Below are 24957 nucleotides of genomic sequence, written 5' to 3'. Positions count from 1 at the left end.
GGTGCTATGATCCGGACCCTGCGCCGCAAAGAGTACAAACTCCCCGGCGCTTGTATGGCCGCCCGTGATCGGCCTTGCGCTCACCGCAACTGACCTGATTAGGAGAATCATCATGGCTTTCGAATTGCCGCCGCTGCCTTATGCACACGATGCCCTGCAGCCGCACATTTCCAAGGAAACCCTGGAATACCACCACGACAAGCACCACAACACCTACGTCGTGAACCTGAACAACCTGGTGCCTGGCACCGAGTTCGAAGGCAAGACCCTGGAAGAAATCGTCAAGTCTTCCTCGGGCGGTATCTTCAACAACGCCGCTCAGGTCTGGAACCACACGTTCTACTGGAACTGCCTGGCGCCAAACGCCGGCGGTCAGCCTACCGGCGCACTTGGCGATGCCATCAACGCAGCGTTCGGTTCGTTCGACAAGTTCAAGGAGGAGTTCTCCAAGACTTCCATCGGTACCTTCGGTTCCGGTTGGGGCTGGCTGGTGAAAAAAGCTGACGGTTCCCTGGCCCTGGCCAGCACCATCGGCGCCGGCAACCCGCTGACCAGCGGCGACACCCCGCTGCTGACCTGCGACGTCTGGGAACACGCTTACTACATCGACTACCGCAACGTGCGTCCAAAGTATGTGGAAGCGTTCTGGAACCTGGTCAACTGGAAGTTCGTCGCTGAGCAGTTCGAAGGCAAGACCTTCACCGCTTAAGCAACGCTTGCAGTAGAAAGAGCCCGGCGATTGCCGGGCTTTTTTGTGGACGGTCGAAAACTGGAAAACCAGGTAGGAAATCATGGAACCCAGTGACGGAAATTTGCCACCCATGCAGCGAAAGGGATTCCTCTTTCATTCCTTTAATAACACCGGAGAGTTTAAATATGATTGCAGGAGCAGGAGCGGCAGCAGCGCTGGCCCCAATAGTTCTTCCGATGGTGGCACAAGCAGCAAGTATGGGGATGCAGGCAGTACAACAGGTTGCAGGCCAAGTCATGGGGTCAGGTCAACAATCCGGGAGCCGGTCGCCGATATCCTTCTGAAAGAAGAATATCCAAGGACCTCCATAATCACCTCAAAAAAGCATTCGCCTCCTATAGTCCGAGGTGGCGCGAAAGGAAGGCGGAGACAAATCCGCCTCCTGCTCGATGGGCCTCGCTGAATAAACTCCCTGCGCCCTTCCAGAACCTTCCAGCTAAAGCCTCAAAGCGCCTCAAGCCATATCCCTTTGACTGCCATCACCGGATTGCCAATACTCATGGCATCTTGAGGCTACCCGAATGGAACAAGGAATGACCCTTTGAAGCTGGAACTCAAAAACAGCTTGTCGGTGAAGTTGCTCCGGGTTGTGCTGCTTTCAGCATTGATAGTAGGCGTGGCACTGAGCGTGGCGCAGATCGTTTTCGATGCCTATAAAACCCGCCAGGCCGTGGCCGGCGATGCCCAGCGCATTCTCGACATGTTTCGCGACCCCTCCACCCAGGCGGTCTACAGCCTGGACCGCGAGATGGGTATGCAAGTCATCGAAGGTTTGTTTCAGGATGACGCCGTGCGCGTGGCGTCCATCGGCCATCCCAACGAAGCCATGCTCGCCGAGAAAAGCCGTGACCTGCAGCAATCCTCCAGCCGCTGGTTCACCGACCCGATTCTCGGCCAGGAACGCACCTTCACTACGCCGCTGGTGGGACGCGGGCCCTACAGCGAGTATTACGGCGACCTGAGCATCACCCTTGACACCGCCACCTATGGCAAAGGTTTTCTGGTCAACTCGGTCATCATATTCATCTCTGGAGTACTGCGTGCTCTGGCCATGGGCCTGGTGCTGTACCTCGTCTACCACTGGCTGCTGACCAAGCCGCTGTCACGGATTATCGGGCACTTGAGTTCGATCAACCCCGACCGTCCCAGCGAACACAAGATTCCGCAGCTCAAGGGCCATGAAAAGAACGAACTGGGGCTGTGGATCAGCACCGCCAACCAACTGCTCGAATCCATCGAACGCAACACCCATCTGCGCCATGAAGCGGAAAACAGCCTGCTGCGCATGGCCCAGCACGACTTCCTGACCGGCCTGCCGAACCGCCAGAAGTTGCAGGAGCAACTGGACAAGATCCTGATTGATGCCGGCCGTCGGCAACGTCGGGTGGCGGTGTTGTGTGTCGGCCTGGATGACTTCAAAAGCGTCAACGAGCAGTTCACCTACCAGGCTGGTGACCAATTACTGTTGGCCCTGGCCGACCGCCTGCGTGCCCACAGCGGCCGTCTCGGTGCCCTCGCGCGACTGGGAGGCGACCAGTTCGCCCTGGTCCAGGCCGATATCGAACAACCCTACGAAGCGGCCGAACTGGCACAAAGCATCCTCGATGACCTGGAAGCCGAGTTCGCCCTCGACCACGAACAAATCCGCCTGCGCGCCACGATTGGCATCACCTTGTTCCCGGAGGACGGTGACAGCACTGAGAAGCTGCTGCAAAAAGCCGAACAGACCATGACCCTGGCCAAGAGCCGCTCACGCAATCGCTACCAGTTCTATATCGCCAGCGTCGACAGCGAAATGCGTCGGCGCCGGGAATTGGAGAAGGACTTGCGCGATGCCTTGAGCCGCGAGCAGTTTCATCTGGTGTACCAGCCGCAGATCAGCTATCGCGAGAATCGCGTAGTGGGCGTGGAGGCGCTGCTGCGCTGGCAGCACCCGGAACATGGCCTGGTCCCGCCCGACCTGTTCATTCCGCTGGCAGAACAGAACGGCACCATTATCCCCATCGGCGAGTGGGTACTGGACCAGGCTTGTCGGCAGCTACGGGAATGGCATGACATGGGCTTCAGCGACCTGCGGATGGCGGTGAACCTGTCCACGGTGCAACTGCACCATGCCGAGCTGCCGCGGGTGGTCAATAACCTGCTGCAAATCTATCGCCTGCCGCCCCGCAGCCTGGAGCTGGAAGTCACCGAAACCGGCCTGATGGAAGACATCAGCACCGCCGCCCAGCACCTGCTGAGCCTGCGCCGCTCCGGGGCGTTGATCGCCATTGACGACTTTGGCACCGGCTACTCATCCCTCAGCTACCTGAAAAGCCTGCCGCTGGACAAGATCAAGATCGACAAGAGCTTCGTCCAGGACCTGCTGGATGACGATGACGATGCCACCATTGTGCGAGCGATTATCCAACTGGGAAAAAGCCTGGGCATGCAGGTGATCGCCGAAGGGGTGGAAACCGCCGAGCAGGAGGCCTACGTCATCTCCGAAGGCTGCCATGAAGGTCAGGGCTACCACTACAGCAAACCCCTGCCAGCCCGGGAGTTGGCCGCGTATCTGAAGCAGTCCCGACGGGATAACGCGGTGATTTTGTAAGTCAATGATGGCCACCCCAGGGCGCCAGCCGCCTATGTCACAAACTTTTACCGCGTTAACCCTTTACACAAAATGCAAATCTTTCGCATTATGTCGCAGTTTTGCGCGCAGCCATGCGCCCCCAGTCATCTACCGAAGCAGGATGTTCGCCATGATTCGTATGCCTCTGGCCACCGCCAGTCTGCTGGCCATTGCCATTTCTCTCGCCGGTTGCGGTGAGGGCAAAGACAAAGCCGCCGCGCCTCAACCGGCCGCCAGCGCTACCGCACCCGCGGCTACCGCACCGGCTGGCCAGGTCGACGAGGCTGCCGCCAAGGCCGTAGTCGCGCATTACGCAGACATGGTCTTTGCGGTCTACAGCGATGCCGAGTCCACGGCGAAAACCCTGCAAACCGCCATCGACACCTTCCTCGCCAACCCGAGCGACGAAACCCTGAAAGCGGCCCGCACCGCCTGGATCGCCGCACGCGTACCGTACCTGCAGAGTGAAGTGTTCCGCTTCGGCAACACTATCATCGACGACTGGGAAGGTCAGGTGAACGCCTGGCCGCTGGACGAAGGCCTGATCGACTATGTCGACAAGTCCTACGAGCACGCACTCGGTAACCCAGGCGCAAACGCCAACATCATCGCCAACACCGAGATCCAGGTCGGCGAAGACAAGGTTGACGTCAAGGACATCACCCCGGAAAAACTCGCCAGCCTCAATGAACTGGGCGGCTCCGAGGCTAACGTCGCCACCGGCTACCACGCCATCGAATTCCTGCTCTGGGGCCAGGACCTGAACGGCACTGGCCCTGGCGCCGGCAACCGCCCTGCTTCGGACTATATGACCGGTGACGGCGCCACTGGCGGTCACAACGAGCGTCGTCGCACTTACCTGCGCGCCGTGACCCAATTGCTGGTCAGCGACCTCGAAGAAATGGTCGGCAACTGGAAGCCCAACGTCGAAGACAACTACCGCGCCACCCTGGAAGCAGAACCTGCCACCGACGGCCTGCGCAAGATGCTGTTCGGCATGGGCAGCCTGTCCCTGGGTGAGCTGGCCGGTGAGCGCATGAAGGTTTCCCTGGAAGCCAACTCGCCAGAAGACGAACAAGACTGCTTCAGCGACAACACCCACAACTCGCACTTCTACGACGCCAAAGGCATCCGCAACGTCTACCTGGGCGAATACACCCGTGTCGACGGCAACAAGATGACCGGCCCAAGCCTGTCGTCCCTGGTGGCCAAGGCCGACCCGGCCGCCGACGCAGCCCTCAAGGCGGACCTGGCAGCCACCGAAGCGAAGATCCAGGTCATGGTTGACCACGCCAACAACGGCGAGCACTACGACCAGTTGATCGCCGCGGGCAACGACGCGGGCAACCAGATCGTGCGCGACGCCATCGCCGCCCTGGTCCAGCAGACCGGCGCTATCGAGCTGGCAGCGGGCAAACTGGGTATCAGCGACCTGAACCCGGACAACGCCGATCACGAGTTCTGAGCGGCGCTGTTTAGATGAGTGAAAGAGGCGACCTTCGGGTCGCCTTTTTTGTGCCTTTCATCGTCTGCACAGCGAGCTTACTGTAGCCGCTGCCGAGGCACGAGGCTGTGATGGGCTGCGCAGCGGCCCCAAGGGCGGTCCTGCGGACACGCATCGCAGCCTCGTACCTCGGCAGCGGCTACAACATTTGCCCATCATCACCTCCAAGCCCCGGTTTACATGCCTAGCACCGCAGGTAGAATGGCGCCTTTCCCTGTCACCGAGCGGACCTCATGGCGTTGCCGACTTTACGGATGATCGGTTTCATTATCGGCATCTTCCTGATCACCCTCGCGATCGCCATGGTCGTGCCGATGGCGACACTGGTCATTTTCGAACGTACCAGCGACCTCCCGTCGTTTCTCTGGGCCAGCATGATCACCTTCCTCGCGGGTCTGGCACTGGTGATACCTGGCCGCCCGGAACACGTGCACCTGCGCCCTCGAGATATGTATCTGCTGACAGTCTCCAGTTGGGTGGTGGTGTGCATCTTTGCCGCCTTGCCGTTCCTGCTGACCCAGCACATCAGCTACACCGACTCCTTCTTTGAAAGCATGTCGGGGATCACCGCCACCGGCGCCACGGTGCTCAGCGGCCTGGACAGCATGTCCCCCGGGATCCTGATGTGGCGCTCGTTGTTGCACTGGCTCGGCGGCATCGGCTTTATCGGCATGGCCGTGGCGATCCTGCCACTGCTGCGCATCGGTGGTATGCGTCTGTTCCAGACCGAATCCTCGGACCGGTCAGAGAAGGTCATGCCGCGTTCCCATATGGTGGCACGGCTGATTGTGGCGACCTATGTCGGTATTACCATCCTCGGCAGCCTCGCCTTCTGGTGGGCCGGCATGGGCCTGTTCGACGCCATCAACCATGCAATGTCGGCCATTTCCACCGGCGGGTTTTCCACCTCCGACGAATCCCTGGCCCACTGGAAGCAGCCGGCAGTGCATTGGGTCGCGGTGGTAGTGATGATCCTCGGCGCCCTGCCGTTCACTCTGTATGTGGCCATGTTGCGCGGCAATCGCCGGGCGCTGATCAAGGATCAGCAGGTACAAGGCTTGCTCGGATTGCTGCTGGTGACCTGGCTGGTGCTGGGCACCTGGTACTGGTGGACCACCGACCTGCACTGGCTGGACGCCCTGCGCCATGTGGCACTGAACGTCACATCGGTCGTGACTACGACTGGTTTTGCTCTCGGGGACTACAGTATGTGGGGAAATTTCTCACTGATGCTGTTCTTCTACTTGGGCTTTATCGGCGGCTGCTCGGGCTCTACGGCGGGCGGGATCAAGATCTTCCGCTTCCAGGTGGCCTACATCCTGCTCAAGGCCAACTTGAATCAACTGATTCACCCACGCGCCGTGATCAAGCAAAAGTACAACGGCCATCGGCTCGATGAAGAGATCGTACGTTCGATCCTGACCTTTTCGTTTTTCTTCGCCATCACCATCTGCGCGATCGCCCTGGCCCTGTCACTGCTGGGCCTGGACTGGATGACCGCACTGACCGGTGCCGCCAGCACCGTGTCCGGCGTCGGCCCAGGCCTGGGGGAAACCATTGGCCCGGCCGGCAACTTTGCCAGCTTGCCGGATGCAGCCAAGTGGATCCTGTCCCTGGGCATGCTCCTGGGCCGACTGGAGATCATTACGGTGTTTGTGCTGTGTATTCCGGCGTTCTGGCGGCACTGATCGACGCTGACGCCTCCAGCAAACGCGTCCGGTACTCGCCGGGCGTGACATCGAACCAACGTCGGAAGGCACGGAAGAAGTTGCTCGGATCGGCAAACCCCAGCAAGTAGGCAATTTCCAGCAAGGTCATGGACGGCTGCGCCAGGTACTGCTCCGCCAGTTCGCGGCGGGTGTCGTCCAGCAAAGTCTGGAAACTGGTGCCCTCCTCCTGCAAACGCCGTTGCAAGGTGCGTTGGGACAGGTGCAGGGTCTGGGCCACCACCTCGCGCTTGGGTTCGCCCTGGGGCAACAGGCGGCACAATACCTGCCGCGCCCGGTGAGTCACCCGGCTCTCCGAAAACCGCGCCAGGTATTCACCAGCAAAGCGATCATGTAACAGCGCCATGGCCTCGTTGGCGGTGAGCAACGGCGCCTCCATGTCCGCTCGCTCGAAAATCAGCGCGTCATAGGGCGCGTTGAACACCATCGGCGAATGAAAGGCCTTTTTGTACGGCTCAAGGTCCGCCGGCTGATCTCCCTGCACCAGCACTTTGCGCGGCTGCAAGGTCCGCCCGGTCAACCACCCGCACAGCGCCAGGGCGCTGGCCAGGGAGGCTTCGGCACTTTGCCGGGTGGGTGGCAGATGATCGCCATGCACCGTGAGAATCAGCGCATAGCCTTCAGGCAAGAGTCGGAAACTCAAGTCGGCGCTTTCAGCAATGATTCGTTGATAGCGCACCAGGCGCATGAAGCCTTCAGCCAGCGTGCGACTGGACATCAAGGCATAACCGGCCACATGAAACGACGCCGGGCGCACCACCTTGCCCATGTTCAGGCCTATCGCCGGGTTGCCCGACAGCTCCACCGCCCGCTGCCAGAGCCGGGTCATGGAGTCCTGCGGGAAACGCGCATCAGGGTCATCCAGGGCGGCATAGTCCAGGCCAAGCTGCTTGAACAACGCACGGCAATCCAGGCCGTCCATCTCCAGTGCCTTGACTATCCCCATCGCCCAGCTTGAAGAAGTTGTTCGTTCGCTCATGGCGTTTTCTTGATATGGCAGGCTGAAACTACAGCCAGGAAACCCAAGGATACTAAAGTGGCATCTATTGTCACTGGCCGTTACACCTGATGACTCTAGACTCAAATAAGCTCCCCGCCGAGCATCTGCTGGGCGGAACAATAAACAGAGGGCCGGCCATCGTGGAAAACGTTAAACAATTCAATAGCTTCGCAGAGTTCTACCCCTACTACCTGAGCGAACACGGCAACAGTACCTGCCGGCGCCTGCATTTCATCGGCACCAGCCTGGTGATTTTTATTCTGGCATTTGCCGTCGGCAAGGGTGCCTGGTGGCTGTTGCTGGCAGTGCCGGTAGCGGGTTACAGCTTCGCCTGGGTTGGCCACTTCTTCTTTGAGAAGAACCGTCCGGCCACCTTCCAGCATCCGTTTTACAGCCTGCTGGGGGATTTTGTGATGTACCGCGACATGATTCTCGGCAAGGTGCCGTTTTAAAGCCGTCACCTGCGCAAGCGTGATGACGGCGATGGAACGCCAGCGTCACACCGGCAGCAGCGAACCCTGGCCGGGTTGAGCCGTACCGGGAGCCTGTGGTTCGGGCTCCTGGGGAATAGCCCTGGCGACGCTCAAGATGATCACGGCAGCCATCAGGTCCAAAATCGCCAGCACCACGAACAGCGGGCTGTAGCCGACTTTTGTCACCAGTACACCAAACACCGCCGTAAAGGCCGCCGCGCCGATAAACCCACACATTTGCCCCCCGCCGGTCGCGGTCGCCACGTCGTTTTTCCCAAAGGAATCCGAAGCGATGGAAAACAACGCCCCCGACAACGTCTGGTGGGCGAACCCTCCGACACACAGCAGTGCGATCGCCGTGTAGGCACTGTCCACCAGCCCAATGCAGGCCGGGCCGATCATGCACAGGCACCCCAGCAACATCACCAGCTTGCGCGAGGTGAACAACGACACCTTGAAGTGCCGGTGAAACAACGGGCTCAGGTAGCCCCCCAACACACAACCAATGTCCGCGGCGAGAAACGGTAGCCAGGCAAACAGCGCCATTTCCTTGATGTTCATGTGTCGCTCGGTCATCAGGTACAGCGGGATCCATGCATTGAAGGTCTGCCAGGCCGGCTCCGAAAGCATCCGGGCCGAAGCGATGGCGAAGAAGTTTCGGCTCTTGAGGATGCGCTTCCAACTGGCCTTTTTCTGCACGCCCTCCTTGAGGTGGGATTCCTGGCCAGCGAGGATGTAATCACGCTCGGCATCCCCCAGACGGCGCTGATCCAGCGGGTGTTTGTACAACCACAACCACAGCCCGCTCCAGATGAGTCCAATCGCGCCGACAATCAGGAACGCCAACTGCCAACCGCTGTGCAAAATCGCCCACACCACCAGTGGCGGCGCCAGCAATGCACCAAAGGAAGAACCAAAGTTGAACCAGCCGATGGCGACGGAACGCTCCTTGGCCGGAAACCACTCGGTAATCGCCTTGACGCCACCCGGGAATCCCGCTGATTCCGTCAGCCCCAACGCACCACGGGCCACGGCCAGGCTCTGCCAGCCAGTGGCAAAGGCCGCCAGCGCGCACACCACCGACCAGGCAATCGCAAAAACGGCAAAGCCCATTTTGGTGCCAATGGCATCAATCACGTACCCCGCCACCGGCTGCATCAACGCGTAACAAACCTGCCAGGCGACCACGATATGAGAATACTGCTCAGTGGAGATACTCAAGTCACTCATCAGCGTCGGCGCAGCAACCGACAAGGTGTTGCGCGCCAGATAATTGATGATTAGCCCGACCGTCATCAGCCCGACCATCCACCAACGGATGCCTTTGATTTTCATCGTTTCACCTTAATTATTTTTAGAGTTGAGGCGTACGTTCTGCAACTGACAGTGCTTGTCGGATGAGTCATATAAAGATGTAACGTTATATGTCATCATACAACTTAATGCTTTATATTCAGTAGATAGCTGACTGTCAATCGAATAAAATGAAGAAATCGACAAGGTCATACGATGACAAAGATTGTATTGGCGGAACTGAAGCCGAGGGAGGTGTGACCCCATGTCACTTGCGGTTTCCAGATGACGATTCATACATCCGTCGATATAAAAGTCTTTTTGTCATTTACAGTGCTGTATCCTGCCAAGGCTTTTTGAAAGCGCGGAATCACCTGCGATTGAAAAAACAGACCTTGCGAGGAGCGACGACGATGCACGAAATACCTAATCTCCCCTTCCCAAGCCTGCACGAAACTGAGCAGCCAACCCCGCAACAGGCCAGCAGCAAACAACCTGAGCCTGTGCAAGCAAAACCAGTCGACCGCGAAAGCCAGGACTGAGCGCCGTACCCAGACCGTGTGGAAAGCGTTACATTGCGCGCTTTCCACACTGCCTGAATCACCCGAGACAGAGCCCATGCCCCATAACGCCAACAACGCGCCCGACAACGCCTTGCTCGACACTGCCTTGCAGATGGTCGACGTCTGGAACCGCCTCAGCCCGGAAAAACAAGCCTTGCTGCTCAAGCGCTTCGGTACCCAGGAAAACGCCCTCGCCGCCCTGGTGACCACGCAATTGCTGAACCCAGCCGCCACCAAACCTTGATCAAGCGTTTTATGTTTTGCCCCCCTGCCCAGGCAAAACCATCGGTATCATAAGCAGCCTGTCTTTTCCTGCTGCAACAGTGGACCTCTCCCCATGCCAGATACCCAGCGCCCCATGGCGGTCACGCTGCAAGTCGTTTCCATCGTCCTCTTCACCTTTATCGGCTACCTGAATATCGGCATTCCCCTGGCCGTGCTGCCGGGCTATGTCCATAGCGAGCTGGGCTTCGGCGCGGTGATCGCGGGGCTGGTGATCAGCGTGCAGTACCTGGCCACGTTGCTGAGCCGGCCGTATGCCGGCCGGATCATCGATAATCTGGGCAGCAAACGTGCGGTGATGTACGGCCTGGCGGGTTGTGGCTTGAGCGGTGTGTTCATGCTGCTCTCGGCCTGGCTATCGAACCTGCCGGCCTGGAGCCTGACGAGCCTGTTGATCGGCCGCCTGGTACTGGGCAGCGCCGAAAGCCTGGTGGGGTCTGGCTCGATCGGCTGGGGTATCGGCCGAGTGGGTGCGGCGAACACCGCCAAGGTCATCTCCTGGAACGGTATCGCCAGCTACGGTGCATTGGCCGTCGGCGCACCGCTGGGCGTGCTGCTGGTCAGCCATCTGGGACTGTGGAGCATGGGGGTCAGCATTATCCTGCTGGCCGTGGTGGGCCTGGTGTTGGCCTGGCCGAAAGTCCCGGCGCCGATTGTCGTGGGCGAACGCTTGCCGTTCCTGCACGTACTGGGGCGCGTGCTGCCCCATGGTTGCGGGCTGGCCCTGGGCTCCATCGGCTTTGGCACCATCGCCACCTTTATCACCCTGTATTACGCCACCCAGCACTGGGACAACGCGGTGCTGTGCCTGAGCCTGTTCGGTGCCAGCTTTATCGGCGCACGGCTGCTGTTCGGCAACTTGATCAACCGGATCGGCGGCTTTCGCGTGGCGATTGCCTGCCTGTCGGTGGAGACCCTGGGCCTGCTGCTGTTATGGCTAGCACCGGACGCCCACCTGGCATTGGCCGGCGCGGCCTTGAGCGGGTTCGGTTTTTCCCTGGTGTTTCCGGCATTGGGGGTGGAAGCGGTCAACCTGGTGCCTGCCTCCAGCCGTGGCGCGGCGGTGGGGGCGTATTCGTTGTTTATCGATTTGTCCCTGGGGATCACCGGGCCATTGGCCGGGGCGATTGCGGCGGGCTTCGGGTTTGCGTCGATCTTCCTGTTTGCGGCCATCGCGGCGTTTGGCGGCTTACTGCTCAGCCTGTATTTGTACCGGCAGGCGCCGAAGTCTCGGGAAGCGCGGGAAGCGCCTTAGAAATCGACCTTGCCCCGGCCGGCCTTGATACTGCCGCGCTTGGTCTTGGATTCGAGGCGACGCTTTTTTGAACCCAGTGTTGGCTTGGTGGGGCGGCGCTTCTTTTCGACCTTGGTGGCACTGAGGATCAATTCCACCAGGCGCTCCAGCGCATCGGCGCGGTTTTGTTCCTGGGTTCGGTATTGCTGGGCTTTGAGGATCAGCACGCCTTCGCTGGTGATGCGACTGTCGCGCAGGGCCAGCAGGCGTTCCTTGTAGAACTCCGGCAATGATGAGGCCGGGATGTCGAAGCGCAAGTGTACGGCGCTGGAGACTTTGTTGACGTTTTGACCACCCGCACCTTGTGCGCGGATAGCGGTCAACTCGATCTCGGCATCTGGTATGTGAACGTTGTTGGAAATCACCAGCATGAAGGGCTTGGTTCCTTGGGTCAGAAGAACCCAAGGATACGCGAATGTCGCCGCGGCTGCGGCCAGGCGTCCATGGGATCAGAGCACACGCCCATCAGGCGTCACTGTTGCACGATTGCCACCCTGCAAGTCATGTCGAAACGTCTCATAATGGGTCTTCACTGCCGGTTGCCGTTCCAGCTCGCGTGCAACCTCGGCGTTGGAGGTAGAGAACTGACGGGCATTGATCGGTGCGGTGAAGGGTTCGCGGTATAGCTCCGGGCCCCATTGGGCCGCAAGACCGTGGTTGGCTGCCCCCAGATTGACCTCGACCATGGAGTGATGATTGTCGTCCACCAGATAGCCGGTAGCCATCCAGCGTACCAGCTCTTTCATTTCCCGTTCTGCCCTGGCCTCGCTTTGCGAGTGGGATTCTCCGGCCTTGGGCGAGTTGAGGCCCAGTTCGTTAATCAGGCCATTACCCAAAAGACGGGCAGCCGTCATAAAGCGGTCGGTAGTGCCGGAAGGGCCTGCCACGACTGGTTTTGCCTGTAACACCGCGTCGCGCGCAAAGCCGGTGCCCTGCTTCACTTGCCAGACCGCAAAGCCATTGCCCCGAGGAACCACCGTTTGCTCGAGGGGCAAGGATGTAAAACTTTTGATCGGGCCTTGATGGCCAAACTGGCCGTCGTCCCGATCCATACGATTACGAGGGTTGAGGCGCGCAAAATCAAGCTCGCGGGAGGTCAACCGCTGATCACTTTTCAGGTCAGCGGCCGATGTCCAAACCTTGTTCGCAAGAGGTGGAGCTTCACGAAAATCATTCTGCACTTTAGTTAAACTGGCACCTGCCTTGGCTGGATTGCTCACCACAGGCTGGCCGTTCACCTCCTTGATTTGCTCGTAGAGATGCGCGTTTTTCGAAGCATCCTGAGTGCTTTCATTTTTGAATGTATAAAGCGCCAGTTGGTCGGGTAATGGCCGCTCCTTGCTGCTGCCTCGTGCAGGCCCGAACTGCTTTGACTCCAGGTAGCGAGTATCAATAATTGCGCCAGCCTGTTCTTTCAACTCGGGCGAGCCGTGAATACGCTCCATGGTTTCTCGAAAGTAAGGCGAGTTGCTCAGATTGAAAAAGGCGGTGCCCTTTTCTCGCAGTGTCAGTGGCTCTTGCCCATCGCGGTGGCGGTGCGCCCCACCCTGGAGCGCCTCATCCAGGATGCGGGTGAAACCACCGGCACCCAACTGGCCGATCACCCCAAAATTGGGAGCGTCCGGAGAGTAACTGGCAAGCATCTTTGCCCTGGCTTTCAGCTCACTGCCTTCAACTAACGTAAACAGCCTGGTCACACTTGAAAGCAAAGCATCTACCGTTTTGTGGGCTGCCGGGCTTTCACTGGCCAGTCGTCCAAGATTGGCCTCTAGTTGTTTGTTCTCGGTAACGTTATTGCTCTGATGGGGACTCGGATCAAGCACTGGGCTGTGCAAGGCCTGCGGATAAAGGGGGGGTGTCGTGATCATGGGGAAATATCCTCGCCGATGGGGGGGCAAAATCTCGACGGTTATTTATCACCTGTTGGGCCGTTGTTGCTGTAGCCATTTGCTGATTCAGGCTTGATAAGCCTTACAGAAGACTGGAATGAGGCTGCCGGAACAAACAAACCCGGCACATGGCCGGGTTTGTTATTTGTCGCCTGGGCTATTTAAGCACCGAGGCCGTACTCAGCGTTTCCTGAGCCTTGCGCTTGTTCTTGACGCAATAACACACCCACATAAACAACACCCAAACCGGAATCGCATACACCGAGATCTGGATTCCCGGGATCATCAACATGATGCACAGGATAAACGCCACAAACGCCAGGCAAACATAGTTCCCGTAGGGATACCAAAGCGCCTTGAACAACGGCACCTGCCCCGTCCGGTCCATATGCTGGCGAAACTTGAAGTGCGAAAAACTGATCATCGCCCAGTTGATCACCAGCGTCGCAACCACCAGCGACATCAGCAATTCCAGCGCATGTTGCGGAATCAGATAGTTCATCAACACCGCCACCAGCGTCACCGCCGCCGACGCCAGAATCGACCGCACTGGCACCCCACGCTTGTCGATCTTCGCCAGGCCCTTGGGCGCATCCCCCTGCTCAGCCATACCCAGCAACATGCGGCTGTTGCAGTAAGTGCCGCTGTTATAAACCGACAGCGCCGCCGTCAACACCACGAAGTTAAGGATATGCGCAGCCGTATTGCTGCCCAACATCGAGAACACCTGCACAAACGGGCTACCGCTATAAGCATCACCCGACGCGTTGAGGCTCACCAGCAAACTGTCCCACGGCGTCAACGACAACAACACCACCAGTGCGCCGATGTAGAAAATCAGAATCCGGTAGATCACCTGATTGATCGCTTTAGGGATCACGGTGCGCGGCTTGTCCGCTTCAGCAGCCGTGAAACCGAGCATTTCCAGGCCACCGAAGGAGAACATGATAATCGCCATGGCCATCACCAGACCGCCGACGCCATGGGGGAAGAACCCGCCGTGATCCCACAGGTTGGTCACCGAGGCCTGTGGCCCGCCCGTACCACTGACCAGCAGGTAACTGCCCAGGGCGATCATGCCGACGATGGCAACCACCTTGATGATGGCGAACCAGAACTCGGCCTCACCAAAGACTTTGACGTTGGCCAGGTTGATTGCATTGATCAGCACGAAAAACGCCGCCGCCGAGACCCAGGTTGGAATCTCCGGCCACCAGTAGTGCACGTACTTGCCAACGGCTGTCAGCTCCGACATGCCCACCAGGATGTACAGAATCCAGCAGTTCCAGCCCGACAGGAAGCCGGCAAAGCCGCCCCAGTACTTGTGGGCAAAGTGGCTGAAGGAGCCGGCTACCGGCTCTTCAACAATCATTTCGCCCAGTTGGCGCATGATCATAAAGGCGATAAAACCGCAAATGGCGTAGCCGAGGATCATCGACGGGCCGGCGGATTTCAGCACCCCGGCCGAGCCCAGGAACAGGCCAGTACCAATCGCGCCACCGAGGGCGATCAGTTGAATATGGCGATTTTTCAGGCCGCGTTTTAGCTCGCCTGAATGCGAGTTGGGTCCACTCATGAAAAGGGTCTCACGCAAGGTTTGATGATGTTCGTTGCACGTTGCTGCTTTGAAACGGGCTCAAGCAGCGCCGATCAAACCCCAGCGCAGGCACCAGGAGTTCAGCGTCTTTCTAGCGGTCATGCGTCACCTGTTTGTTTTTATCTGTGACGAAATCGAACCCGGCTGGCTTGTGGCCAGGCGGAGTGAACAAGGCGGATAGCCCTGAGGTATTGGCCTTTGGGTGCATCGATGAGCACAAAGGCATCACGACAGCCGGCGGGCGCAAAATGCGCGGATACGCAATTGGGTCACAGTAAAACGCCGCGCATTGTACACCGCCAACACCATTCGGGCGGACATCGGCGTTTACGGCAGTGGTCTATTCAGGGGCTTTGCGGGTATGGGCGTTGAAGACAGGTGGCGCACGAGACCCGCGAGCGCTGGGGAATCGGCGGGATCATTTGGCAATATGGCGTTCATTGCGCCTCCTTCTTGTTGTGGTGTACCGCACGTGGCACGGCACCATCACAGCCTTTGCCGTAGGCCGAAACAAGAGGCCCGGGGCCCGGCCGAAGGCTTTGGAATCCACCTGTTGTCAGGTTTTCCTTACAGCGCTTCTCCCCTTACACATCCCGTGTCTTCGAGGGCTATTTTCGTAAAATATTCGTTACGCTGTGGCAGATATCCGGGACAGATGACAGAGATCCGCCAGATAACGAGAAATTGACGGTCGGAAATTTCCTGACCGCTAAACCCACCTAGCCGACTGTTTTCCATTAATAAAAATATCGCCACCAGAACGGAATAAAAAATCCAAATGGAACGGTGTCAATATATTTTTTGCATTCAGAATCACTCTAATCTAGGTTCTTTCCACTTGCTCGGCGCAGCCCGCTGACAAGCTTCGTCTCAAACAACGTCCTCTAGGAGATACACCATGCAAGCACTGGAAAACGACCTGGAAACCGAACTGCAACTCGACGATTGGTTTGAAGCGCCGACCCATGAGGCCGCCGTTGAAATGATGCAAGCCGACGCCGTTGTGCCGTTTGGCACTGCGATGTGGCCTTTCTAATACCCGGCATGCATCCAGGCAGATGCAGTTCACTGCATCTGCCACTTTTCCGAAGGCTTTGAAGGATGGACGTCATGGACAAGGCCCGCGCCGTCGAACATTTTCTCTATTACCTGGCACATCACCCGGCCCTGACCGGTCTTCATCGCCCAACCGTGCTCCTGGGCCATACCGAGCGCTACGAGGCCATCACCCACGCCATCACCCAAGGCAGTGCCGCGCGCTTTGACTTCAAGGTGCAGCGCCTGGACCTGGAGCCCAGCGAGGTCCTGGCCAAGTCCATCGAAGACTGCGACCTGTACATGTTTCTCTACGATTCCTCGACCTTGCCCAATCCCCGGGCTGAAGGCCCCGACTTTATCCGCGCCCTGCAAGGCATCATGGCCGAGCACTGGAAAAAGTCCCTGTTGCTCAAGGACTATGGCGACTACTTCTACGACACCTTCAGCGTCGCCCCGCAGCGCATTGCCGACCTCAACGCCACGCTGATCCGCCGCATGTCCCAGGCCAACGTGCTGAGCTTCACCGATGAACACGGCTCACGCCTTGAAGCGCCCATGAGCAGCATTAAAAAGTGGACCAATATCAATGGCGTCGGCAACCACGACTTGGCGCCCGGTGAAATTGCCACTCACAGCGAAGCCATCAATGGTCAGGTGCGATTTGTCGGCACCTTTCTCAGCACCATCCCCTTCGCCCGTAAATACGGGGTGTTGCAGTCACCGCTGGAGTTGTGGATCGAGAACTCAACCATCTGCTCTGTCGCCAGTGACGTGCCGGGGCTGGCCGATGACTTCAACAAGTACCTGAATGCCAACCCGTCCAACCGTCGGGTGGAAGAGCTGGGCATCGGCACCAATGAAGGGGTCAAAGACCTGTATGCCCGCAACGCCGGTTTTGAAGAGCGCCACTGCGGCTTGCACCTGGGGCTGGGGGGCGGCCAGAAAGGCAGCCATCACCTGGACCTGATTTTCTCCAGCGGGGTGTTGGCACTGGATGACAAGCCGGTATTTGATGGGGCGTTTGTGTTCTAGATAACACAGGAAATCCCTGTGGGAGCCGGGCTTGTGTGGAAGATTGCATTCCAGACCACTCGCAAAAAAAAACGCCAACCCTAGGGTTGGCGTTTTTTGTACAGCGCTTACAGCATCACTGCGGCTTCTTGCGACCAAAACCTGGACGCTGACCCGAACCGGCCGGCGCGCCACGGCGCTTGCCCGATGGCGCGTCGTCTACCAACTTCAGCGCCGGGCGCTTTTTCGGCGCGGGCTTGGCTGGGCGCTTGGTACTGGCGCTGTCCGCCGGACGATCCGTCGCCGGAGCACCACGACCCGACTCGCCACGGTTGCTGCGACCGCCCGCTGGCGCGTCACCACGACCCGCCGGACGCGGCGTGCGTGGAGCACGTTCGCCGTCCTGACGAGCAGGTGCCGATGGACGACGATCGCCTTCCACGTGCGGTTCGCGGGAGATACGACCGCCAGTAGCTGGCGCGTCCAACGCTGGGCGCACAGTGCGGGCAACGCGTTCGGTGCGGGCTACAGGGCGCGACGATTTACGCTGCATACGCTCAAGCTTGTCTTTGCTCTTGGCGTTCATCTGCGGCATGGCCACAGGCGTCAGGCCCACTTCAGCACTCAGAATGTCGACTTCGTACTGGCTCATTTCGCGCCAGCGGCCCATCGGCAGGTCGGAGTTGAGAAACACCGGGCCGAAACGCACGCGCTTCAGGCGGCTGACCACCAGGCCCTGGGATTCCCACAAACGACGCACTTCACGGTTACGGCCTTCCATCACCACGCAGTGGTACCAATGGTTGAAACCTTCGCCGCCTGGCGCCTGCTTGATGTCGGTGAACTTGGCTGGGCCGTCTTCCAGCACGACGCCGGCTTTCAGGCGCTCGATCATCTCGTCATCGACTTCGCCACGTACACGTACCGCGTATTCGCGGTCCATTTCGTAGGACGGGTGCATCAGGCGGTTGGCCAGTTCACCGTCGGTGGTGAACATCAGCAGGCCAGTGGTGTTGATGTCGAGACGACCGATGTTGATCCAGCGGCCTTCTTTAGGGCGCGGCATCTTGTCGAATACGGTTGGACGGCCTTCCGGGTCGTCACGGGTGCAGATTTCGCCATCAGGCTTGTTGTACATGATGACGCGGCGCACCGATTCGGCGGCCTCTTCACGCTTGATGACCTTGCCATCAATGGTGATGGCGTCGTGCAGGTCAACCCGCTGGCCAAGGGTGGCTTCAACGCCATTGACCTTGATTCGCTTCTGGGTGATCCAGGCTTCTACGTCACGGCGCGAACCCACGCCGATACGGGCGAGGACTTTCTGCAGTTTTTCGCCTGCGGGGCCGATTTCCTGGCTGTCTTTCTGGTCTTGGTCACTCATCTTAAGCACCTCCCGGTGTGTCGATTCAGGCTTGGCCTGAAGATAGTAAAAGCTGGGCTATTGGCGAACGCATCGCCAAAGGGTCGCGAATCATACGCTCATGGCGAGCGTTGCGCATCAGAGACTAGTCGAGAAGTGGCCAGGCATCCGCCTTTCAGCCGACCGGCGGCACCCTGTGGGAGCTGGCTTGCCTGCGATAGCATCACCTTGGTATGCCTGAAACACCGAGGTGCCTGCATCGCAGGCAAGCCAGCTCCCACAGAAAGCCCGGCGCCTGGAATACTCAGCTCAGTCGTCGAATTGGCGACGCTCATTTTCAATGGCATCGGCCAATGCCTGGGCTTCGGCCTCTTCATCACTCAGTTCTGGCTGTTCAAGGGCGGCCACGGCAGCCAGGAGTTTTTCCCGGGCTTCAGCTACTCCGAGGATGTCTTCCTCCGGTTCAGGCTCAGCGTCTTCGACCTCGACCTCGACCTCAGCCTCGATTTCAACATTCACCGTCATTTCCGGATCAGGCTCGCTCACTCCATCGCGCAGCAAATCGTCAAAGTCAGTCTTGATCCCCTGCTCCATGTCGTCCAGTTCCAGCAACAACGTATGGAAACTGGTTTCGTCCTTGGGTTCTTCCGGCTCGGCGCTGGCATCGGCGAGTTCCTGCAGCCCGACAGGCACCGGCACGTCGTCGAAGTCCAGGATTGGATCCGGCTCTATTTCCCGCAGCTCGGCCAGGGGCGGCAAATCGTCGAGGTTTTTCAGGTTGAAGTGATCGAGAAACACCTTGGTGGTCGCAAACATCGCAGGCTTACCGGGCACGTCACGGTAGCCGACGATGCGGATCCACTCACGCTCCAGCAGTGTCTTGACGATATGGCTGTTGACCGCCACGCCCCGCACGTCTTCGATCTCGCCGCGGGTGATGGGTTGGCGGTAAGCGATCAGTGCCATGGTCTCCAGCATCGCCCGCGAATAGCGCTGCGGGCGTTCTTCCCACAGGCGGCCGACCCACGGCGAGAATTTCTCGCGGATTTGCAGGCGGTAACCCGAGGCAACCTCGCGTAGCTCAAACGCCCGGCCATCGCAGGACTTGCGCAGGATTTCCAGGGCTTTCTTGAACACTGGCGGTTCCGGGCGCTCGGCCTCTTCAAACAGTTCGAACAAGCGCTCCAGGGACTGCGGCTTGCCCGAGGCCAGGAGAAAGGCTTCCAGCAACGGGGCCAGCTCGCGGGGTTCAGTCAAATTCATCGATTCAGCTCTTTATTCGGCTCGCGCCCGCACGTGGATAGCCGCAAAAGGCTCATTCTGTACCAGCTCGACCAGGGATTCCTTGACCAGTTCGAGGATCGCCATAAACGTCACCACCACGCCGAGGCGCCCTTCTTCTTTGGTAAACAGCTCGACAAAGGGCACAAACCCACCACCTTTGAGGCGCTCCAGCACATCGCTCATACGCTCGCGGGTGGACAACGCTTCACGGCTGACCTGATGGCTTTCAAACATATCGCCACGGCGCAGCACCTCGGCCATGGACATCAATAGTTCTTCCAGACTCACGTCCGGCAACAGCTTGCGCGCCCGGGCTTCCGGGGCATCGAGCTTGGGCACCACCACATCACGACCGACCCGGCTCAGGCCGTCGATGCCTTCGGCTGCGGCCTTGAAGCGTTCGTATTCCTGCAAGCGGCGGATCAGTTCGGCGCGCGGGTCATCCTCTTCCGCTTCGACGGTCTCCGATCGCGGCAACAGCATGCGCGACTTGATCTCCGCCAGCATCGCAGCCATCACCAGGTACTCAGCCGCCAGTTCCAGGCGCACCGACTGCATCAACTCGACGTAGCCCATGTACTGGCGGGTGATTTCCGCCACCGGGATATCGAGGATGTTGATGTTCTGCTTGCGGATCAGGTACAGCAGCAAGTCCAGCGGACCTTCGAAGGCTTCGAGGAAGACTTCCAGGGCGTCCGGCGGGATGTACAAGTCCAGGGGCATTTCCATGACCGCCTGGCCGTAGACCATGGCGAATGGCAGCTCTTGCTGGGCGCCCGCCTGGCTGTCGACGGTTTCCACGACCGACATTCAGGCCTCGACCATGAACGGTGCCGGGTCGCCGCAACCGACGCGGACCACTTCCGGCTCGCCATCGGCCAGGTTGATCACGGTGGAGGCCTTGTTACCACCGTAGCCGCCGTCGATGATCAGGTCGACGTGTTTTTCCAGCAAGCGGCGCATTTCATAGGGGTCGTACAGCGGCTCGGTTTCGCCGGGCAGGATCAGCGATACGCTCATCAATGGTTCGCCCAACTCCTCCAGCAGCGCCAACGCAATGGGATGCTCCGGAACCCGCAAACCAATGGTGCGCTTCTTCGGGTGCAGCAGCAGGCGCGGCACTTCGCGGGTGGCGTTGAGAATAAAGGTGTAGGGGCCCGGCGTGTGGGCCTTGAGCAGGCGGAAGGTGCCGGTGTCGACCTTGGCGAACAACCCCAACTGGGAAAGGTCGCTGCAAATCAGCGCGAAGTTGTGGTTTTTGTCCAGATCACGCAGACGCCTTACCCGTTCAACAGCGCTTTTGTCGCCGATCTGGCAACCAATGGCGTAGGACGAGTCTGTGGGGTAGATCACCACGCCACCGGCGCGAATGATCTCCACCGCCTGTTTGATCAGGCGCGCTTGTGGGTTTTCCGGATGAATCTGGAAAAATTGACTCACGTTCTCTACCTGTTCAGACGGTGGCAATAATGGGTTCATGTTTGAACCGACACCAAAGGGGCGGCAAATCTTCCGGGAGTTGGCGGTATTCACCAATCTCCGACCAGCCGCCAGGACCATGGAAATCACTGCCGGCACTCACCAGCAGTCCGAACTCACGGGCCAGAATCGCCAGGCTGCCCACCTGTTCGGCGGGTTGATGCCCGTTGACCACTTCGATGGCGTGGCCACCCGCTTGAATATAGTCGCCAATCAGTTTGCGGCGTTTGCTGCGAGTAAAGTCGTAGTGCCAGGGGTGCGCCAGGCTGACCCAGGCGCCTGCCGCACGCAACGTGGCGACGGTGTCTTCCAGGGTGGGCCAGTGCTGCTTGACGTCACCCAGCTTGCCGGCCCCCAGCCATTTGCGGAACGCTTCGGCGCGATCCTTTACAAAACCTTCACGCACCATCCAGTCGGCAAAATGCGGGCGGGCCGGCGCGTTGCCGCTGTCGCCCAGTTCCTGCTGGATGGCTCGAGCACCGTCCAGCCCGTTGGGCATGCCCTTGAGGGCCAGTTTTCGGCTTATCTCTTCGGACCGCAGCCAGCGGCCATCGTGCAATTTGGCGATGGCCTCCACCAATGGCGGTGCGTTTACGTCAAAACCATAGCCCAGCACATGAATGGTTGCGCCGCCCCAGGTGCAGGACAATTCAACACCGTTGACCAGTTGCATCCCCAGGGCATTCGCCGTAACGCGGGCCTCTTCCAGGCCTTCGAGGGTGTCGTGGTCGGTCAACGCCAGGACTCGCACGCCTTTTTCAAACGCACGCGCAACCAGTACCGCGGGCGCCAGGGCGCCGTCGGAGGCCGTGCTGTGGCAGTGCAAATCAACATTCACGGGAGTGTGTAACCTCAAGTCAGCTGGCGCTTTCGCTACCAAGGATGTTTGTTATTATGCCGCCACATCCAGCTTCTGGCTCTTACTGTGAAACAATTCATCGACTTCATCCCGCTGTTACTGTTTTTCATCGTCTACAAACTCGACCCTCGGGTCATCGATATCGCAGGCCATGAGCTGACGGTCGGTGGCATCTACAGCGCCACCGCCGTGCTGATCATCAGCTCCCTGGTGGTCTACGGCGCCCTCTTCATCTCCCAGCGCAAGCTGGAAAAAAGCCAATGGCTGACCCTGATCGCCTGCCTCGTCTTCGGCAGCCTGACCCTGGCCTTCCACAGCGAAACCTTCCTCAAATGGAAAGCCCCGGTGGTCAACTGGCTGTTCGCCCTGGCCTTTATCGGCAGCCACTTCATCGGTGACCGCCTGCTGATCAAGCGGATCATGGGCCACGCGCTGACATTGCCGGAGCCGGTCTGGACCCGCCTGAACATCGCCTGGATCGCGTTTTTCCTGTTCTGCGGCGCGGCCAACCTGTTCGTCGCCTTTACCTTCCAGAACTACTGGGTCGACTTCAAGGTCTTCGGCAGCCTGGGCATGACGGTGCTGTTCCTGGTCGCCCAGGGCATCTACCTGTCGCGCCACCTGCATGACACCGACCCTACCACGCCGAAAACCGAGGACTGACATGCTCTATGCCATCATTGCTACCGACGTTGCCAACTCGTTGGAAAAACGCCTGGCCGCGCGCCCGGCCCACCTCGAGCGCCTGAAACAGCTGCAAGCCGAAGGGCGTGTGGTGCTTGCCGGTCCTCACCCGGCTGTCGATAGCAATGACCCAGGTGCAGCCGGTTTCACTGGCAGCCTGATCGTGGCCGAGTTTGCCTCCCTCGAAGATGCACAAGCCTGGGCCAATGCTGACCCGTATGTAGCCGCCGGCGTCTACGCTGACGTGGTGATCAAACCATTCAAACAAGTCCTGCCTTGACCCGGCTACGCTGAACCTATTGGGTTTGGCGTACTCCTATCGCTCATCATTCTCGGTAAGCGGCCGACAACGTGCTGAACAATCGATTGGAATCAGGAGTTCCGATGCGCTTAAGTCAGTTGTGTCTGTTGGCAGTGTTAACGATCGGGGCAACCGCCCACGCTGAAGAATCCTCGAACACTGGCAGTTCCACGCCCCTGTCCTTGAGTGCCGGCAGCCAGATCACCGAGCTGCAGCAACGTTTGAAGGAAAGCGAACGACTGCGTGACGAACTGGGCAAACAATTGCAAAGCCCCGAATTGAAAGGCGCCGATGCAACCCGCGAAAGCGCCCAATTGAATCGACTGCGCCAGGAGAACCAACGCCTGGTCCAGCAACTCAAAGAAGCACAGGGCATGGTGTTGCCACGCTGGCTGACCGAGCAGCAACAATGGTTTGTGACAGGTGCAGGAGTAGCGCTGATCGCCCTGCTATGCGGTATCTTCGCCAGCGGCGGGCACCGACGCCGTCGACAATGGCTAAATTGAGTGAGTCATGAGCGAGCTGTTACTGATAGACGATGACCAGGAGCTCTGTGAGCTGCTGACCAGTTGGTTGAGCCAGGAAGGCTTCCAGGTGCGCGCTTGCCATGATGGCCTGAGCGCGCGCAAGGCGTTGGCCGAGGCAGCACCTGCTGCCGTAGTGCTCGATGTGATGCTGCCCGATGGCAGCGGCCTGGAGTTGCTCAAGCAATTGCGTGGCGATCACCCGGAGTTACCGGTGCTGATGCTCTCGGCCCGGGGCGAACCGCTGGACCGGATTCTCGGCCTGGAACTGGGCGCCGACGATTACCTGGCCAAGCCCTGTGACCCCCGTGAGTTGACCGCTCGCTTGCGCGCCGTATTGCGTCGCAGCCACCCGGCCGCAGTGTCGACCCAGTTGGAGCTGGGCGACCTGTGCTTCAGCCCGGTGCGCGGCGTGGTCACCATCGACGAGCAGGAATTTGCCCTCACCGTCTCCGAAAGCCGTCTGCTGGAAGCCTTGCTGCGCCAGCCGGGCGAGCCGCTGGACAAGCAGGAACTGGCGCAGATCGCCCTGGGTCGCAAGCTGACCCTGTACGACCGCAGCCTGGACATGCACGTCAGCAACCTGCGCAAGAAGATCGGCCCACACGCCGATGGCCGGCCGCGGATCGTGGCGCTGCGCAGCCGTGGTTACTACTACAGCCTCTGATTCAATAAAGATTAATGTGGGAGCTGTCGAGCCCTGGCGAGGCTGCGATGGGATCACCTCGGTGTACCTGCCGGACCGCAGCGCCTGCATCGCAGCCTCGCTAAAGCTCGACAGCTCCCACAATGAACCTGCGTTGTTTGTCAGATCCCCAGTTTTGTAAGCCCCCGCCAAAATCCTCTTTACCCAAGCTTTACCCTCCCCTGACCGCCGCTGACCTTGATCTCCTTAATCTACTCACATCCGGACTCACCGGAACCGAGACAGGAGAATCACCATGCGCAAGACCCTTATCGCTCTGATGTTCGCGGCAGCCCTCCCCACCGTTGCCATGGCCGCTGCGCCAGAAGGCCAAGGCCCGATGGGCGCCCCTGAAGGCCACATGATGGGCGGCCCGGACCACGGCGGCGAACACGGCATGCGCGGTAAAGGCGGCCCTTTCAGCCAGCTTGATCTGAGCCGCGAACAGCGCCAGCAGATCGGCAAATTGATGGGCCACCAATGGCAGGCTCGCAAGGACCTGGTCAGGAAGTACCTGGACAAACTGCCTGCCGCTGACCAACAAGCCATGAAAGATGAAATGGCCGCTGCCAAACAGAAAACCCAGGCCGACATTCGCGCCGTGCTGAAACCCGATCAACAGAAGAAATTCGACGAGATCGTGAAAAAACAAGCCGAGCGCCGTGCCGAGTGGAAGGAATTCCAGGCCTGGAAAGCGCAACAACCGCAAAAAGCGCAATAATGATCTAGCTTCACTCCCAGC

The 24957-nt window shown here is 59.3% G+C and carries 24 protein-coding genes; 14 read left to right on the top strand and 10 right to left on the bottom strand.

Translation table 11 applies throughout. The annotated features are described in order from the left end of the window. The first annotated feature begins 112 nt into the window (after positions 1-112). The 4 genes from GNF76_RS01665 to GNF76_RS01650 all read left to right on the top strand — a co-directional run bounded on the left by GNF76_RS01665 (position 113) and on the right by GNF76_RS01650 (position 6557). The gene (locus GNF76_RS01665; protein WP_155581424.1) at positions 113-709 is read left to right on the top strand and encodes a superoxide dismutase; all 597 of its coding nucleotides are present in this window, start codon (positions 113-115) and stop codon (positions 707-709) included. Positions 710-1292: 583 nt separating this feature from the next. Continuing rightward, positions 1293-3344, top strand: coding sequence for a putative bifunctional diguanylate cyclase/phosphodiesterase (locus GNF76_RS01660; RefSeq protein WP_155581423.1), 2052 nt, complete (start codon positions 1293-1295; stop codon positions 3342-3344). Positions 3345-3495: 151 nt separating this feature from the next. After that, the gene (locus GNF76_RS01655) at positions 3496-4830 is read left to right on the top strand and encodes an imelysin family protein (protein WP_155581422.1); all 1335 of its coding nucleotides are present in this window, start codon (positions 3496-3498) and stop codon (positions 4828-4830) included. A gap of 272 nt (positions 4831-5102) precedes the next feature. Further along, positions 5103-6557 carry a TrkH family potassium uptake protein gene (locus tag GNF76_RS01650; RefSeq protein ID WP_155581421.1) on the top strand — a complete coding sequence of 485 codons (1455 nt, stop codon included), beginning with the start codon at positions 5103-5105 and terminating at the stop codon, positions 6555-6557. On the opposite strand, the gene GNF76_RS01645 is transcribed toward GNF76_RS01650, so the two are convergent. Beyond that, positions 6514-7575, bottom strand: a complete 1062-nt coding sequence (locus GNF76_RS01645; protein ID WP_155581420.1) for an AraC family transcriptional regulator — start codon at positions 7573-7575, stop codon at positions 6514-6516. The genes GNF76_RS01650 and GNF76_RS01645 overlap by 44 nt on opposite strands. Before the next feature lie 161 nt (positions 7576-7736). Here GNF76_RS01645 and GNF76_RS01640 point away from each other — a divergent pair, with 161 nt between their 5' ends. Further along, positions 7737-8048 (top strand): Mpo1-like protein, encoded by a 312-nt coding sequence (locus GNF76_RS01640; RefSeq protein WP_178123133.1) that lies wholly within the window; start codon positions 7737-7739, stop codon positions 8046-8048. Positions 8049-8093: 45 nt separating this feature from the next. Here the strand turns inward: GNF76_RS01640 and GNF76_RS01635 are convergent, their stop codons facing one another. After that, on the bottom strand, positions 8094-9404 hold the full coding sequence (locus tag GNF76_RS01635) for an MFS transporter (protein ID WP_155581418.1): 1311 nt from the start codon (positions 9402-9404) through the stop codon (positions 8094-8096). 576 nt (positions 9405-9980) lie between these two features. Between GNF76_RS01635 and GNF76_RS01625 the strand changes: the two genes are divergently transcribed. Then, positions 9981-10169, top strand: coding sequence for a hypothetical protein (locus GNF76_RS01625; RefSeq protein ID WP_155581416.1), 189 nt, complete (start codon positions 9981-9983; stop codon positions 10167-10169). 93 nt (positions 10170-10262) lie between these two features. Then, complete coding sequence (locus tag GNF76_RS01620) at positions 10263-11462, top strand: MFS transporter (protein ID WP_155581415.1); 1200 nt, start codon at positions 10263-10265, stop codon at positions 11460-11462. Here GNF76_RS01620 and arfB read toward each other — a convergent pair. The 3 genes from arfB to GNF76_RS01605 form a co-directional block, all read right to left on the bottom strand. Then, positions 11459-11872: an alternative ribosome rescue aminoacyl-tRNA hydrolase ArfB gene (arfB, locus tag GNF76_RS01615; RefSeq protein WP_155581414.1), complete on the bottom strand. Its 414-nt coding sequence runs from the start codon at positions 11870-11872 to the stop codon at positions 11459-11461. The genes GNF76_RS01620 and arfB overlap by 4 nt on opposite strands. 78 nt (positions 11873-11950) lie before the next feature. Beyond that, positions 11951-13369, bottom strand: coding sequence for a type III effector (locus tag GNF76_RS01610; RefSeq protein WP_155581413.1), 1419 nt, complete (start codon positions 13367-13369; stop codon positions 11951-11953). Positions 13370-13547: 178 nt separating this feature from the next. Beyond that, positions 13548-14966 carry an amino acid permease gene (locus GNF76_RS01605; protein ID WP_155581412.1) on the bottom strand — a complete coding sequence of 473 codons (1419 nt, stop codon included), beginning with the start codon at positions 14964-14966 and terminating at the stop codon, positions 13548-13550. A 919-nt stretch (positions 14967-15885) separates the two neighbouring features. Here GNF76_RS01605 and GNF76_RS29290 point away from each other — a divergent pair. Further along, positions 15886-16023: a hypothetical protein gene (locus GNF76_RS29290; RefSeq protein ID WP_003175756.1), complete on the top strand. Its 138-nt coding sequence runs from the start codon at positions 15886-15888 to the stop codon at positions 16021-16023. Between the two features lie 74 nt (positions 16024-16097). Beyond that, complete coding sequence (locus GNF76_RS01600) at positions 16098-17057, top strand: CgnE/CgnB domain-containing protein (RefSeq protein WP_155581411.1); 960 nt, start codon at positions 16098-16100, stop codon at positions 17055-17057. A gap of 115 nt (positions 17058-17172) precedes the next feature. Here GNF76_RS01600 and rluB read toward each other — a convergent pair whose 3' ends face one another. The 5 genes from rluB to GNF76_RS01575 all read right to left on the bottom strand — a co-directional run bounded on the left by rluB (position 17173) and on the right by GNF76_RS01575 (position 22000). Beyond that, positions 17173-18420 (bottom strand): 23S rRNA pseudouridine(2605) synthase RluB, encoded by a 1248-nt coding sequence (gene rluB, locus GNF76_RS01595; protein WP_155581410.1) that lies wholly within the window; start codon positions 18418-18420, stop codon positions 17173-17175. Between the two features lie 288 nt (positions 18421-18708). After that, positions 18709-19662, bottom strand: a complete 954-nt coding sequence (scpB, locus tag GNF76_RS01590; RefSeq protein ID WP_155581409.1) for an SMC-Scp complex subunit ScpB — start codon at positions 19660-19662, stop codon at positions 18709-18711. A 12-nt stretch (positions 19663-19674) separates the two neighbouring features. Beyond that, positions 19675-20373, bottom strand: a complete 699-nt coding sequence (locus GNF76_RS01585) for a segregation and condensation protein A (protein WP_177053511.1) — start codon at positions 20371-20373, stop codon at positions 19675-19677. Between the two features lie 120 nt (positions 20374-20493). Continuing rightward, positions 20494-21123, bottom strand: a complete 630-nt coding sequence (locus GNF76_RS01580) for an L-threonylcarbamoyladenylate synthase (RefSeq protein WP_178123132.1) — start codon at positions 21121-21123, stop codon at positions 20494-20496. Positions 21124-21136: 13 nt separating this feature from the next. Next, complete coding sequence (locus tag GNF76_RS01575) at positions 21137-22000, bottom strand: PHP domain-containing protein (protein ID WP_178123131.1); 864 nt, start codon at positions 21998-22000, stop codon at positions 21137-21139. Positions 22001-22087: 87 nt separating this feature from the next. Here GNF76_RS01575 and GNF76_RS01570 point away from each other — a divergent pair, with 87 nt between their 5' ends. The 5 genes from GNF76_RS01570 to GNF76_RS01550 all read left to right on the top strand — a co-directional run bounded on the left by GNF76_RS01570 (position 22088) and on the right by GNF76_RS01550 (position 24936). After that, a complete protein-coding gene (locus GNF76_RS01570) occupies positions 22088-22684 on the top strand; it encodes a septation protein A (RefSeq protein WP_169355986.1) in 597 nt (198 codons plus the stop codon). A 1-nt stretch (position 22685) separates the two neighbouring features. Further along, positions 22686-22985 carry a YciI family protein gene (locus tag GNF76_RS01565; protein ID WP_155581405.1) on the top strand — a complete coding sequence of 100 codons (300 nt, stop codon included), beginning with the start codon at positions 22686-22688 and terminating at the stop codon, positions 22983-22985. Between the two features lie 104 nt (positions 22986-23089). Next, a complete protein-coding gene (locus GNF76_RS01560) occupies positions 23090-23512 on the top strand; it encodes an SH3 domain-containing protein (protein WP_155581404.1) in 423 nt (140 codons plus the stop codon). A gap of 7 nt (positions 23513-23519) precedes the next feature. Further along, entirely contained in the window at positions 23520-24197 is a 678-nt protein-coding gene (locus tag GNF76_RS01555; protein WP_155581403.1) for a response regulator transcription factor, read from the top strand. 274 nt (positions 24198-24471) lie between these two features. After that, positions 24472-24936, top strand: a complete 465-nt coding sequence (locus GNF76_RS01550) for a Spy/CpxP family protein refolding chaperone (RefSeq protein WP_155581402.1) — start codon at positions 24472-24474, stop codon at positions 24934-24936. The last annotated feature ends 21 nt before the right edge of the window (positions 24937-24957 follow it).

The organism is Pseudomonas spelaei (genome assembly GCF_009724245.1).
GTDB classification, from domain to species: domain Bacteria; phylum Pseudomonadota; class Gammaproteobacteria; order Pseudomonadales; family Pseudomonadaceae; genus Aquipseudomonas; species Aquipseudomonas spelaei.
Note: the sequence above shows the minus strand (reverse complement) of the source record. Positions and strands in the feature narration are given on the sequence as shown.

Bases quoted from the DNA above. Each gene is read 5' to 3' on its own strand.
- GNF76_RS01605 (WP_155581412.1), bottom strand. From the start codon at position 14,966: ATGAGTGGACCCAACTCGCATTCAGGCGAGCTAAAACGCGGCCTGAAA.
- GNF76_RS01635 (WP_155581418.1), bottom strand. From the start codon at position 9,404: ATGAAAATCAAAGGCATCCGTTGGTGGATGGTCGGGCTGATGACGGTC.
- rluB (WP_155581410.1), bottom strand. From the start codon at position 18,420: ATGAGTGACCAAGACCAGAAAGACAGCCAGGAAATCGGCCCCGCAGGC.
- GNF76_RS01625 (WP_155581416.1), top strand. From the start codon at position 9,981: ATGCCCCATAACGCCAACAACGCGCCCGACAACGCCTTGCTCGACACT.
- GNF76_RS01560 (WP_155581404.1), top strand. From the start codon at position 23,090: ATGCGCTTAAGTCAGTTGTGTCTGTTGGCAGTGTTAACGATCGGGGCA.
- GNF76_RS01550 (WP_155581402.1), top strand. From the start codon at position 24,472: ATGCGCAAGACCCTTATCGCTCTGATGTTCGCGGCAGCCCTCCCCACC.
- GNF76_RS29290 (WP_003175756.1), top strand. From the start codon at position 15,886: ATGCAAGCACTGGAAAACGACCTGGAAACCGAACTGCAACTCGACGAT.
- GNF76_RS01650 (WP_155581421.1), top strand. From the start codon at position 5,103: ATGGCGTTGCCGACTTTACGGATGATCGGTTTCATTATCGGCATCTTC.
- GNF76_RS01610 (WP_155581413.1), bottom strand. From the start codon at position 13,369: ATGATCACGACACCCCCCCTTTATCCGCAGGCCTTGCACAGCCCAGTG.
- GNF76_RS01665 (WP_155581424.1), top strand. From the start codon at position 113: ATGGCTTTCGAATTGCCGCCGCTGCCTTATGCACACGATGCCCTGCAG.
- GNF76_RS01620 (WP_155581415.1), top strand. From the start codon at position 10,263: ATGCCAGATACCCAGCGCCCCATGGCGGTCACGCTGCAAGTCGTTTCC.
- scpB (WP_155581409.1), bottom strand. From the start codon at position 19,662: ATGAATTTGACTGAACCCCGCGAGCTGGCCCCGTTGCTGGAAGCCTTT.
- GNF76_RS01565 (WP_155581405.1), top strand. From the start codon at position 22,686: ATGCTCTATGCCATCATTGCTACCGACGTTGCCAACTCGTTGGAAAAA.
- GNF76_RS01655 (WP_155581422.1), top strand. From the start codon at position 3,496: ATGATTCGTATGCCTCTGGCCACCGCCAGTCTGCTGGCCATTGCCATT.
- GNF76_RS01555 (WP_155581403.1), top strand. From the start codon at position 23,520: ATGAGCGAGCTGTTACTGATAGACGATGACCAGGAGCTCTGTGAGCTG.
- GNF76_RS01645 (WP_155581420.1), bottom strand. From the start codon at position 7,575: ATGAGCGAACGAACAACTTCTTCAAGCTGGGCGATGGGGATAGTCAAG.
- GNF76_RS01600 (WP_155581411.1), top strand. From the start codon at position 16,098: ATGGACAAGGCCCGCGCCGTCGAACATTTTCTCTATTACCTGGCACAT.
- arfB (WP_155581414.1), bottom strand. From the start codon at position 11,872: ATGCTGGTGATTTCCAACAACGTTCACATACCAGATGCCGAGATCGAG.